Consider the following 11,650-nt stretch of genomic DNA (forward strand, 5'->3'; position numbering starts at 1 on the left):
TAAGACCATTATCAAAAAAGAAGAAAAAAGGAAAAATTATGACTAAACCAATTATTTCCATCATCATGGGCTCAAAATCCGACTGGACAACCATGCAAAAAACAGCCGAAGTCCTAGACCGCTTCGGTGTAGCCTACGAAAAGAAGGTTGTCTCTGCCCATCGCACACCTGACATTATGTTCAAGCATGCCGAAGAAGCGCGTAGTCGTGGTATCAAGGTCATCATCGCAGGTGCTGGTGGCGCAGCCCACTTGCCAGGAATGGTAGCTGCCAAAACAACTCTTCCAGTCATCGGCGTGCCAGTCAAATCTCGTGCCCTTAGTGGCGTGGATTCACTCTATTCCATCGTTCAGATGCCAGGTGGAGTACCAGTCGCAACTATGGCTATTGGTGAAGCAGGTGCGACAAATGCGGCTCTCTTTGCCCTTCGTCTCCTTTCAGTAGAGGATCAGGCTATCGCGACAGCATTGGCAGATTTTGCAGAAGAGCAAGGAAAAATCGCAGAGGAGTCTACAAATGAGCTCATCTAAAACAATCGGAATTATAGGTGGCGGCCAGCTGGGTCAGATGATGGCCATTTCTGCTATCTACATGGGGCACAAGGTTATCGCGCTGGATCCTGCGGCTGATTGCCCAGCTTCTCGCGTAGCGGAAATCATTGTGGCGCCTTATAATGACGTGGATGCTCTGAGTCAGTTGGCTGAGCGTTGCGATGTCTTAACCTATGAGTTTGAAAATGTCGATGCTGACGGTTTGGATGCTGTCATTAAGGATGGTCAGCTCCCTCAAGGAACAGATCTCCTTCGCATTTCTCAAAATCGGATTTTTGAGAAGGACTTCCTCTCAAACAAGGCTCAAGTCACTGTAGCACCTTACAAGGTTGTGACCTCAATCCAAGATTTGGCAGATATTGACCTTTCTAAAAACTATGTCCTCAAGACTGCAACAGGTGGCTACGATGGCCATGGACAAAAGGTCATTCGCTCGGAAGCAGACTTGGAAGAAGCCTATGCGTTAGCTGACTCAGCAGCCTGTGTCTTGGAAGAATTTGTCAATTTTGACCTTGAAATTTCTGTCATCGTGTCAGGAAATGGCAAGGATGTGACAGTTTTCCCAGTTCAGGAAAATATCCACCGAAACAACATTCTTTCAAAAACCATTGTGCCAGCCCGTATTTCAGAAAGTCTAGCTGAAAAAGCAAAAGCCATGGCAGTGAAGATTGCTGAACAGCTTAACCTGTCTGGAACCCTCTGTGTGGAAATGTTTGCGACGGCTGATGACATCATTGTCAATGAGATTGCCCCGCGTCCACACAATTCAGGACACTACTCAATCGAAGCCTGTGACTTCTCTCAGTTTGATGCCCATATTCTAGGTGTTCTCGGAGCACCATTGCCAGCCATCAAACTACATGCCCCAGCCGTCATGCTCAATGTTCTCGGCCAGCATGTCGAGGCTGCTGAGCAATATGTGACAGAAAATCCAAGCGCCCACCTCCACATGTATGGTAAAATAGAAGCGAAGCACAACCGCAAGATGGGACATGTGACTTTGTTTAGTGATGTGCCAGATGAGGTTGAGGAGTTAGGGAAAGGGATTGATTTTTAGGACAAGTCTATGATACAAATAATCGTTAACGCTTTTGTTGAAAAGGATAAGACTGGAGCAGTTGTTGAAGTCTTGTTTGCTAGTGCTGACCAAGATAAGGTACAAGCGAAATATGCAGAGCTAGTTGCACAGTACCCTGAAAACTATCTAGCGATTTATGATTTACCATTGGATACTCATCTCAATGAATTACCACACTATCCATCTGTGTTTATTGGAAAAGAGGAGTTTGAGTAGAAATCTTGGTTTACCTAGATAGCTTATTCCCAACAGCTTAAGAAGAAAGGAAAAATGAACAATATGATTAACCGTTACTCTCGTCCTGAGATGGCGAACATTTGGAGTGAAGAAAATAAATACCGTGCTTGGCTTGAGGTAGAAATCTTGGCTGACGAGGCATGGGCTGAGTTGGGGGAAATCCCTAAGGAAGATGTAGCTTTGATTCGCGAGAAAGCGGACTTTGACATTGCCCGTATTTTGGAAATTGAAGAGGAGACGCGTCACGATGTGGTGGCTTTCACGCGTGCGGTTTCTGAGACTCTTGGTGAAGAGCGCAAGTGGGTTCACTATGGTTTGACATCAACTGACGTGGTGGATACGGCTTACGGTTACCTCTACAAGCAGGCCAACGACATCATTCGTCGTGACCTTGAAAATTTCACCAACATCATCGCTGATAAGGCTAAGGAGCACAAGTTCACCATCATGATGGGTCGTACCCACGGTGTGCATGCGGAGCCTACAACTTTTGGTCTTAAATTGGCGACTTGGTACAGCGAAATGAAGCGCAATATCGAGCGTTTCGAGCATGCAGCTGCTGGAGTGGAAGCTGGTAAAATCTCTGGTGCGGTTGGTAACTTTGCCAATATCCCGCCATTCGTTGAGCAATACGTCTGCGACAAATTGGGTATCCGTGCTCAAGAAATCTCCACACAGGTGCTTCCTCGTGACCTTCACGCTGAGTACTTTGCAGTTCTTGCTAGCATCGCTACTTCAATCGAACGTATGGCAACAGAAATTCGTGGTTTGCAAAAATCAGAACAACGCGAAGTAGAAGAATTCTTTGCTAAGGGGCAAAAAGGGTCTTCAGCAATGCCTCACAAACGCAACCCTATCGGTTCTGAGAACATGACGGGTCTTGCGCGTGTTATTCGTGGGCACATGATTACAGCCTATGAGAACGTTGCTCTCTGGCATGAGCGTGATATCTCTCACTCATCAGCTGAGCGCATCATCACACCAGATACAACCATTTTGATTGATTACATGCTTAACCGTTTTGGAAATATCGTTAAGAACTTGACAGTCTTCCCTGAAAACATGATCCGTAACATGAACTCAACTTTTGGTCTCATCTTCAGCCAACGCGCTATGTTGACCTTGATTGAAAAAGGCATGACCCGTGAGCAAGCCTATGACTTGGTGCAACCAAAAACAGCCTACTCTTGGGATAATCAAGTAGACTTTAAACCGCTTCTCGAAGCAGATCCAGAGGTAACTTCTCGCCTCACTCAAGAAGAAATCGATGAAATCTTCAACCCTACATACTACACCAAACGAGTGGATGATATCTTTGAACGTCTTGGTTTAGGATAATTAGAATAAAAATCGAATTTCTATTACTCTATTTATAGGAGTAGAAGAACTTCGATTTTTCTTTTATTTTAAAGTGTTTTTGATAAAAATTACCTATATTTTAGTAAAATTTAAACAAATTTAGTTTATCTTAATTGACATATAGAAAATATATTTTTAATGTCATATAATAAGCATAGAAAAAGCCCAAGCGAGGCTCAGGCTTTCTTCTTAGTGATCACGGTCACATGAAATGAATTTGATTTTGTAGTAATCCGCTCGTTTATATGTTTCGCTGTAAGCGAGAACTTGACCAGTAGACTCTAGTTTAGTAGTCTTGGTTTGTAAAACGGTTGGGAATTGTTCATCGACTCCGAGGACCGAAGCCGCATGTTCTGGAGTTGGAAATGCTATTTCATTGATTTCTTCAAAATGTTCATCATTCATGTGAATGTGGTAATCCAATTTGAAACGGTTATAGATAGAGCTATAATATTCAAGATTTGGATAATTTGCGTTGATGTATTGTTCTGGAATGTAAGATGTATGGTAGATGTACACAACACCACCCGTTTCGCGAACGCGTTCAATCTTGTAGTAGAACTGATCTCCGCGAAGTCCAAGTTTTTCTAAGTAGCTTAGTTTATTTCCACGCTCAATAGAAAGGACGGTAACTTTATCATCTTTAGTTTCAAAAACTTCTACATCTGAAAACTCTACGAGTTTGTGTTTGCGTGCGCGTGAAACGAATGTACCCTTTCCTTGTTGACGGACAATATAGCCATCCTTGGCAAGGTCGTTTAAAGCGCGAACAACTGTGATAGAACTAACATCATACATTGCAATCAATTCAGCTTCAGTGTAGAATTTATCTCCACTGGCAAATTGACCAGAAATGATTTTGTTCTTTAACTCATCTTTAATATATTGATACTTTGGAATTGCCATATTTTCACCTCGATTTTCCTTCTCCGTTAAAGATTTTACCATAAAACTGGAAAGAATAGTAGCCTTTTGAATAAAAAAATTAGAATAATAGGCTATAAGGTTAATTTACATAGGAATAAATAGAAAAATCTACATTTTTATACATGGTGCTAAAATGTTGTTATGACTATAGATTACAAGATTTTTATAAGTTTTTTGTGTAAAATTTAGTGAAAAATGAAAAAAATTGTGAAAACCTATTGACAAATGCAAGATATTGAGATATATTTACTATATCAACAAATGAAAGCGTAAACTTTAGTTGTCAGAAGGTAAGAATATGAAACGATTTGAGATACGAGATGATTTTTATCTCGATGGAAAATCATTTAAGATTTTATCTGGCGCCATTCATTATTTTAGGGTTCCTCCAGAAGATTGGTATCATTCGCTCTATAACTTGAAGGCTCTTGGTTTTAATACAGTAGAGACTTATGTGGCCTGGAATTTACACGAGCCTCGTGAGGGTGAGTTTCACTTTGAAGGAGCTCTGGATTTGGAGCGATTTCTTCAGACAGCACAAGATTTGGGTCTCTACGCTATCGTTCGTCCGTCACCCTTCATCTGTGCAGAGTGGGAATTCGGTGGCTTACCAGCCTGGCTCTTAACAAAGAATATGAGGCTTCGTTCCTCAGATCCTACTTATATTGAAGCTGTCGGTCGCTACTATGACCAGCTCTTGTCACGGTTGGTGCCACATTTGTTGGACAATGGTGGCAATATCCTTATGATGCAGGTTGAAAATGAATATGGTTCTTATGGCGAAGATAAGGCTTACCTAAGAGCAATTCGACAGTTGATGGAAGAACGTGGCGTAACCTGTCCCCTCTTTACATCAGATGGTCCATGGCGAGCTACTCTGAAAGCTGGAACTTTGATCGAAGATGATCTCTTTGTGACAGGGAATTTTGGTTCTAAAGCTCCGTACAACTTTTCACAGATGCAGGAATTCTTTGATGAACATGGCAAGAAATGGCCGCTCATGTGTATGGAGTTCTGGGACGGCTGGTTCAATCGTTGGAAAGAACCGATTATCACACGGGATCCAAAAGAGTTGGCAGATGCAGTTCGAGAAGTTTTGGAACAAGGCTCTATCAATCTTTACATGTTCCACGGTGGTACAAACTTTGGTTTCATGAATGGTTGCTCAGCTCGAGGGACTTTGGACCTGCCACAAGTTACATCTTATGATTACGATGCCCTCCTAGATGAGGAAGGAAATCCAACTGCCAAATATCTGGCAGTCAAGAAGATGATGGCAACACATTTTCCAGAGTATCCGCAGCTGGAACCACTCTACAAAGAGAGTATGGAGTTGGATGCTATTCCACTAGTTGAAAAAGTGTCCTTGTTTGAAACCTTGTATAGCTTGTCAAGTCCAGTAGAAAGCCTCTATCCTAAAAAGATGGAGGAGTTGGGACAAAGCTATGGCTATCTACTCTATCGAACAGAAACAAACTGGGATGCAGAAGAAGAAAGACTTCGTATCATTGATGGTCGAGATAGGGCTCAGCTTTATGTCGATGGTCAGTGGGTCGAAACTCAATATCAGACAGAGATTGGGGAAGATATTTTTTATCAAGGTGAAAAGAAAGCGCTATCTAGGCTAGATATCTTGGTAGAAAATATGGGGCGTGTCAACTATGGACATAAGTTCTTAGCAGATACGCAACGTAAGGGAATTCGGACAGGGGTTTGTAAGGATTTGCACTTCTTACTAAACTGGAAACACTATCCACTCCCACTAGATAATCCTGAGAAAATTGATTTTTCAAAAGGATGGACAGAAGGACAACCAGCCTTTTACGCTTATGATTTTACAATCGAAGCGCCAAAAGATACTTATCTAGACTTGTCTGAGTTTGGTAAGGGAGTTGCCTTTGTCAATGGGCAGAACCTAGGACGTTTTTGGAACGTTGGCCCAACCCTCTCGCTTTATATCCCTCATAGCTATCTCAAGGAAGGTGCCAACCGCGTCATTATCTTTGAGACAGAGGGTGAATATAAAGAAGAGATTCATTTAACTCGTAAACCTACACTAAAACATATAAAGGGGGAAAATTTATGACAATTGTAGGATGCCGTATTGATGGACGTTTGATCCACGGACAAGTAGCCAATCTATGGGCTGGAAAACTAAATGTTTCACGTATTATGGTTGTAGATGACGAAGTTGTCAACAACGACGTTGAAAAGAGTGGTTTGAAACTTGCGACACCACCAGGTGTGAAGTTGAGTATTTTGCCAATTGAAAAAGCGGCAGCCAATATTCTTGCTGGTAAATATGATAGCCAACGTCTCTTTATCGTGGCTCGTAAACCAGACCGCTTCCTTGGTTTGGTCGAAGCAGGTGTTCCACTTGAAACACTCAATGTCGGTAATATGTCTCAAACACCAGAAACTCGCGCTATCACACGTTCTATTAACGTAGTGGACAAGGATGTGGAAGATTTCCACAAATTGGCGGAAAAAGGTGTTAAACTTACTGCTCAAATGGTTCCAAATGATCCAATTTCAGACTTTTTGAGCTTATTAAAATAGGAAAAAATTTTTAGGAGGTCATTGTTATGATACAATGGTGGCAAATTTTACTTCTCACTTTGTACTCAGCTTATCAAATTTGTGATGAGTTGACGATCGTTTCATCTGCAGGTTCCCCTGTATTTGCTGGTTTCATTACTGGTTTGATTATGGGAGATGTGACTACTGGTCTGCTTATCGGTGGTAACTTGCAACTGTTCGTTCTTGGGGTTGGTACCTTCGGTGGTGCTTCTCGTATCGACGCAACTTCTGGTGCGGTTCTTGCGACAGCCTTCTCTGTTTCACAAGGAATTGATACAGCACTTGCGATCACAACAATCGCTGTGCCAGTAGCAGCTCTCTTGACTTACTTCGACGTTCTTGGTCGTATGACTACTACCTTCTTTGCTCACCGTGTGGATGCGGCAATCGAACGCTTTGATTACAAAGGTATTGAACGTAACTACCTACTTGGTGCGATTCCTTGGGCTTTATCTCGTGCCCTTCCAGTCTTCTTCGCGCTTGCTTTTGGTGGTGAATTTGTACAACACGTAGTAGATTTCGTTACAAAATACCAATGGGTTGCAGATGGTTTGACACTTGCAGGACGTATGCTTCCAGGTCTTGGATTTGCAATCTTGCTTCGTTACCTTCCAGTTAAACGTAACCTTCACTACCTTGCTATGGGATTTGGTTTGACAGCTATGTTGACTGTTCTTTACTCATATGTAACAGGTCTTGGTGGCGCTGTTGCTGGTATCGTAGGTACTCTACCGAAAGATGTTGCTGAAAAAATTGGTTTCGTGAACAACTTCAAAGGTTTGTCTATGATTGGTATCTCTATCGTAGGTATCTTCCTTGCAGTGCTTCACTTCAAAAATAGCCAAAAAGTAGCTGTAGCAGAACCTTCTACACCATCAGAAAGTGGGGAAATCGAAGATGACGAATTCTAATTACAAACTTACAAAAGAAGATTTTAATCAAATCAACAAACGTAGCTTGTTTACTTTCCAATTGGGTTGGAACTACGAACGTATGCAAGCTTCTGGTTACCTTTACATGATTTTGCCTCAATTGCGTAAAATGTATGGGGATGGAACTCCTGAATTGAAGGAAATGATGAAAGTTCATACTCAATTCTTCAATACTTCTCCATTCTTCCATACCATTATCGCTGGTTTTGACCTTGCCATGGAAGAAAAAGATGGTGTAGGTTCAAAAGATGCCGTTAACGGTATCAAGACAGGTTTGATGGGACCCTTTGCTCCTCTTGGAGATACAATCTTTGGTTCGCTTGTACCTGCTATCATGGGATCTATCGCAGCAACTATGGCTATCGCTGGACAACCTTGGGGTATCTTCCTTTGGATTGCAGTTGCAGTAGCGTATGACATCTTCCGTTGGAAACAGTTGGAATTTGCCTACAAAGAAGGGGTTAACCTTATCAACAATATGCAAAGTACCTTGACAGCTTTGATTGACGCTGCATCTGTACTTGGTGTCTTCATGATGGGTGCTCTTGTAGCAACAATGATCAACTTTGAAATTTCTTACAAGTTGCCAATCGGTGAAAAGATGATTGATTTCCAAGACATCTTGAACCAAATCTTCCCACGTTTGCTTCCAGCAATCTTTACTGCCTTTATCTTCTGGTTGCTTGGTAAGAAAGGTATGACCTCTACTAAAGCTATCGGTATCATTATCGCTCTTGCAGTAGGTCTTTCTGCCCTTGGTCACTTTGCATTTGGAATGGGACCTAAATAAGTTTTATGGTAAAATCATTAATTTTGGTCAGCCATGGTCGCTTCTGTGAGGAGCTTAAAGGCAGCACAGAAATGATTATGGGCCCACAAGATAACATTCATGCAGTGGCTCTTCTTCCAGAAGATGGCCCAGAAGAATTTACTGCAAAATTTGAAGCAGCTATTGAAGGTTTGGATGATTTCATAGTCTTTGCAGATCTTCTCGGTGGAACACCATGTAACGTGGTAAGCCGTTTGATTATGGAAGGTCGTGACATCGAACTTTACGCAGGGATGAATCTTCCAATGGTGATTGAATTTATCAATGCGAGCCTTACAGGTGCAGATGCGGACTATAAGAACCGTGCTGCAGAAAGCATTGTGAAAGTTAATGACCTGTTAGCTGGCTTCGATGATGACGAAGATGAATAATACTCTTCGAAAATCTCTTTAAACCATACTAGGGTCGCCTTGCCGTATAGATGTTACTGACTTCGTCAGTTCTATCTGCAACCTCAAAACAGTGTTTTGAGCAGCTTGCGGCTAGTTTCCTAGTTTGCTCTTTGATTTTCATTGAGTATACGATGTGACAACGTGAAAATCGTTAGAGCATTTTATATAGAATATACATGGGAATGGGGCTTACTCCCATTCCCATATTTAATAGAAAAAGAGGAACTCAATGCTACATTATACAAAAGAAGATTTGCTCGAATTGGGTGCAGAAATCACTACACGTGAAATCTACCAACAACCAGATGTATGGAGAGAAGCTTTTGAATCTTATCAAGCAAAACGTGAAGAAATTGCAGCCTTCCTGCAAGGGATTGCTGATAAACATGACTATATCAAGGTTATCTTGACAGGTGCGGGGACTTCTGCTTATGTGGGAGATACCTTGGTACCTTACTTTAAAGAAGTCTATGACGAACGCAAATGGAATTTCAATGCTATTGCGACAACAGATATCGTTGCCAATCCAGAAACTTATTTGAAAAAAGATGTGGCAACTGTCCTTGTATCTTTTGCTCGTAGTGGGAACTCTCCCGAAAGTGTTGCGACTGTTGATTTGGCAAAAGCCTTGGTGGATGAGCTTTATCAAGTGACGATTACTTGTGCAGCGGACGGTAAATTGGCTCTTCAAGCTCATGGAGATGAACGCAATCTCTTGCTCTTGCAACCAGCTGCTTCTAATGATGCTGGCTTTGCCATGACCTCTAGCTTTACGTCTATGATGTTGACAGCTCTCTTAGTCTTTGATCCTACAGAATTTGCTGTTAAGTCTGAACGTTTTGAAGTTGTATCTAGTCTTGCCCGTAAAATTCTAGACAATGCAGAAGATGTCAAAGAACTTGTTGACCTAGACTTTAACCGTGTCATCTATCTAGGCGCTGGTCCTTTCTTTGGACTTGCTCATGAAGCTCAGCTCAAGATTTTGGAACTGACTGCTGGTCAAGTTGCGACTATGTATGAAAGCCCAGTTGGCTTCCGTCACGGTCCAAAATCTCTTATCAACGAAGATACAGTTGTTTTGGTCTTTGGTACAACAACAGACTACACTCGCAAGTACGACTTGGATTTGGTTCGTGAAGTTGCTGGTGACCAGATTGCTCGCCGTGTTGTGCTTTTGAGTGATCAAGCCTTTGGTCTTGCAAATGTCAAAGAAGTGGCCCTTGGTTGTGGCGGTGTCTTGAATGATATTTACCGTGTCTTCCCTTACATCGTTTATGCCCAACTCTTTGCCCTATTGACTTCACTCAAGGTAGAAAACAAACCAGATACACCGTCTCCTACAGGTACAGTAAACCGTGTGGTACAAGGTGTTATCATCCACGAATATCAAAAGTAAGACAGTGTTTATGAATTCTTGACAAGAGAATTTGTAAACTATCAGATAAACCATAGATTGTCAGTAGGCTTTCTATGGTTTGTTTGCTTGAGAGAAATAGTAAAAGGAGAACAGAATGAAAGCATACACAGAGCGTGTATTTGGAAATGTTGAGGGCAAGGATGTCTTGGCCTATCGCTTTGAGACGGACGGTGGCTACCAGCTTGAGGTTATGACTTATGGTGCAACCATCTTGCGCTATGTCACACCTGACAAGGCTGGAAACTTTGCCAACGTTATCTTGGGTTTTGATGATTTTGATAGCTATGTAGGCAATAGTCCCAAGCATGGAGCTAGCGTAGGTCCTGTGGCGGGCCGTATTGCAGGTGCGACCTTTGAATTAAATGGCAAGACATATGACCTTGAAGTCAACAATGCTAGCAACTGTAACCACAGTGGTTCAACTGGTTGGGATTCGAGCTTGTTTGAACTAGTTGAGGTGAGCGACCATGGCTTGACCCTCTACACAGAGCGTACAGATGGGACAGGAGGATTCCCTGGCAATCTTAAAATCTGGATTAGCTACAACTTAGAAGAAACTGGTGCCTATGAAATCAGCTACAAGGTGACGACCGATCAAGATACGCTGGTCAATCCAACAAACCACAGCTATTTCAACTTGTCTGGTGATTTCACGCAGACGATTGACCGTCATGTCTTCCAACTAAATACTGAGGGCATTTACCCAATCGCTTCCGACGGTGTTCCTGCCAAAACTCCAGAAGCCAACCGTGATGTGGTCAAACACATCTACAATGGTGCCTTGTTGAAAGATATCTTTGCAGAAGAAGATGAGCAAATCCAGCAGGTATCAGGTTTGGATCATCCATTTGCCCTTCCTGCAGGTCATGACAATGCTGGATTCCTTTATGACCAAAACTCAGGTCGCTTCCTGCTTTTCAAGACAGAAGCTCCTTGCTTTGTAGTTTACACAGCAAACTTTGTGGATGAGAGTGTCATCATAGGAGGTCAGCCAATGGTACAGCACAATGGGATTGCCCTTGAAGCGCAAGCTTTACCAGATGCCATTCACAGTGACCTCAAAGACCAAGTCATTCTCAAAGCAGGTCAAACCTTTACAAGCAAGACACGTTATGAGCTTGTTGTGAAATAAAAGGATAGGAATTTCTACTTTTTGGGGAATAGTATTTACCTTATAACATTAGTAGAAATGGGCAAAGAATAGGAAAATATGATATAATTTAATATTGAAAATACCTGTCCTATCTAAAGGATAAAAGGAGAAAAAAATGAAGGGCACCTCTAAAAACCTATCCAATGGACACCAAAATATGAGATAATAGCCTTATCATAAGATGAGGTTATTATT

At 42.1% G+C, this 11,650-nt stretch carries 12 protein-coding genes; 11 read left to right on the forward strand and 1 reads right to left on the reverse strand.

The features are described 5' to 3' along the window. Positions 1–38: 38 nt before the first annotated feature. From purE to purB, 4 genes are all read left to right on the forward strand, one after another. Positions 39–530: a 5-(carboxyamino)imidazole ribonucleotide mutase gene (gene purE, locus K1I71_RS07355; RefSeq protein ID WP_045606535.1), complete on the forward strand. Its 492-nt coding sequence runs from the start codon at positions 39–41 to the stop codon at positions 528–530. Next, on the forward strand, positions 517–1,608 hold the full coding sequence (purK, locus tag K1I71_RS07360; RefSeq protein ID WP_263284786.1) for a 5-(carboxyamino)imidazole ribonucleotide synthase: 1,092 nt from the start codon (positions 517–519) through the stop codon (positions 1,606–1,608). The genes purE and purK overlap by 14 nt, the downstream gene beginning before the upstream one ends. A gap of 9 nt (positions 1,609–1,617) precedes the next feature. Continuing rightward, positions 1,618–1,845: a phosphoribosylaminoimidazole carboxylase gene (locus tag K1I71_RS07365; RefSeq protein WP_223330619.1), complete on the forward strand. Its 228-nt coding sequence runs from the start codon at positions 1,618–1,620 to the stop codon at positions 1,843–1,845. A gap of 63 nt (positions 1,846–1,908) precedes the next feature. Next, positions 1,909–3,204 (forward strand): adenylosuccinate lyase, encoded by a 1,296-nt coding sequence (gene purB / locus K1I71_RS07370; protein ID WP_223330624.1) that lies wholly within the window; start codon positions 1,909–1,911, stop codon positions 3,202–3,204. A gap of 210 nt (positions 3,205–3,414) precedes the next feature. On the opposite strand, the gene K1I71_RS07375 is transcribed toward purB, so the two are convergent. Continuing rightward, positions 3,415–4,131, reverse strand: a complete 717-nt coding sequence (locus K1I71_RS07375; protein WP_031237756.1) for a GntR family transcriptional regulator — start codon at positions 4,129–4,131, stop codon at positions 3,415–3,417. A gap of 319 nt (positions 4,132–4,450) precedes the next feature. On the opposite strand from K1I71_RS07375, the gene K1I71_RS07380 reads away from it, so the two are divergent. The 7 genes from K1I71_RS07380 (at position 4,451) to K1I71_RS07410 (ending at position 11,434) form a co-directional block, all read left to right on the forward strand. Further along, positions 4,451–6,238 carry a glycoside hydrolase family 35 protein gene (locus K1I71_RS07380; protein ID WP_223330620.1) on the forward strand — a complete coding sequence of 596 codons (1,788 nt, stop codon included), beginning with the start codon at positions 4,451–4,453 and terminating at the stop codon, positions 6,236–6,238. Next, positions 6,235–6,711 carry a PTS sugar transporter subunit IIB gene (locus K1I71_RS07385; protein ID WP_000156970.1) on the forward strand — a complete coding sequence of 159 codons (477 nt, stop codon included), beginning with the start codon at positions 6,235–6,237 and terminating at the stop codon, positions 6,709–6,711. The genes K1I71_RS07380 and K1I71_RS07385 overlap by 4 nt, the downstream gene beginning before the upstream one ends. Before the next feature lie 26 nt (positions 6,712–6,737). Further along, positions 6,738–7,643, forward strand: coding sequence for a PTS mannose/fructose/sorbose/N-acetylgalactosamine transporter subunit IIC (locus K1I71_RS07390; protein ID WP_023944066.1), 906 nt, complete (start codon positions 6,738–6,740; stop codon positions 7,641–7,643). Beyond that, the gene (locus K1I71_RS07395; RefSeq protein WP_125455962.1) at positions 7,630–8,454 is read left to right on the forward strand and encodes a PTS system mannose/fructose/sorbose family transporter subunit IID; all 825 of its coding nucleotides are present in this window, start codon (positions 7,630–7,632) and stop codon (positions 8,452–8,454) included. The genes K1I71_RS07390 and K1I71_RS07395 overlap by 14 nt, the downstream gene beginning before the upstream one ends. 5 nt (positions 8,455–8,459) lie before the next feature. Further along, positions 8,460–8,864 (forward strand): PTS sugar transporter subunit IIA, encoded by a 405-nt coding sequence (locus tag K1I71_RS07400; RefSeq protein WP_223330621.1) that lies wholly within the window; start codon positions 8,460–8,462, stop codon positions 8,862–8,864. 250 nt (positions 8,865–9,114) lie between these two features. Then, the gene (locus tag K1I71_RS07405) at positions 9,115–10,281 is read left to right on the forward strand and encodes an SIS domain-containing protein (protein ID WP_223330622.1); all 1,167 of its coding nucleotides are present in this window, start codon (positions 9,115–9,117) and stop codon (positions 10,279–10,281) included. A 115-nt stretch (positions 10,282–10,396) separates the two neighbouring features. Continuing rightward, the gene (locus tag K1I71_RS07410) at positions 10,397–11,434 is read left to right on the forward strand and encodes an aldose epimerase family protein (RefSeq protein WP_223330623.1); all 1,038 of its coding nucleotides are present in this window, start codon (positions 10,397–10,399) and stop codon (positions 11,432–11,434) included. Positions 11,435–11,650 lie beyond the last annotated feature (216 nt).

The organism is Streptococcus mitis, from assembly GCF_019929545.1.
GTDB classification, from domain to species: domain Bacteria; phylum Bacillota; class Bacilli; order Lactobacillales; family Streptococcaceae; genus Streptococcus; species Streptococcus mitis_BU.

Coding starts and splice junctions, on each gene's coding strand:
- K1I71_RS07365 (WP_223330619.1), top strand. CDS start 1,618: ATGATACAAATAATCGTTAACGCTTTTGTTGAAAAGGATAAGACTGGA.
- purB (WP_223330624.1), top strand. CDS start 1,909: ATGATTAACCGTTACTCTCGTCCTGAGATGGCGAACATTTGGAGTGAA.
- K1I71_RS07405 (WP_223330622.1), top strand. CDS start 9,115: ATGCTACATTATACAAAAGAAGATTTGCTCGAATTGGGTGCAGAAATC.
- purE (WP_045606535.1), top strand. CDS start 39: ATGACTAAACCAATTATTTCCATCATCATGGGCTCAAAATCCGACTGG.
- K1I71_RS07375 (WP_031237756.1), bottom strand. CDS start 4,131: ATGGCAATTCCAAAGTATCAATATATTAAAGATGAGTTAAAGAACAAA.
- K1I71_RS07395 (WP_125455962.1), top strand. CDS start 7,630: ATGACGAATTCTAATTACAAACTTACAAAAGAAGATTTTAATCAAATC.
- purK (WP_263284786.1), top strand. CDS start 517: ATGAGCTCATCTAAAACAATCGGAATTATAGGTGGCGGCCAGCTGGGT.
- K1I71_RS07385 (WP_000156970.1), top strand. CDS start 6,235: ATGACAATTGTAGGATGCCGTATTGATGGACGTTTGATCCACGGACAA.
- K1I71_RS07380 (WP_223330620.1), top strand. CDS start 4,451: ATGAAACGATTTGAGATACGAGATGATTTTTATCTCGATGGAAAATCA.
- K1I71_RS07390 (WP_023944066.1), top strand. CDS start 6,738: ATGATACAATGGTGGCAAATTTTACTTCTCACTTTGTACTCAGCTTAT.
- K1I71_RS07400 (WP_223330621.1), top strand. CDS start 8,460: ATGGTAAAATCATTAATTTTGGTCAGCCATGGTCGCTTCTGTGAGGAG.
- K1I71_RS07410 (WP_223330623.1), top strand. CDS start 10,397: ATGAAAGCATACACAGAGCGTGTATTTGGAAATGTTGAGGGCAAGGAT.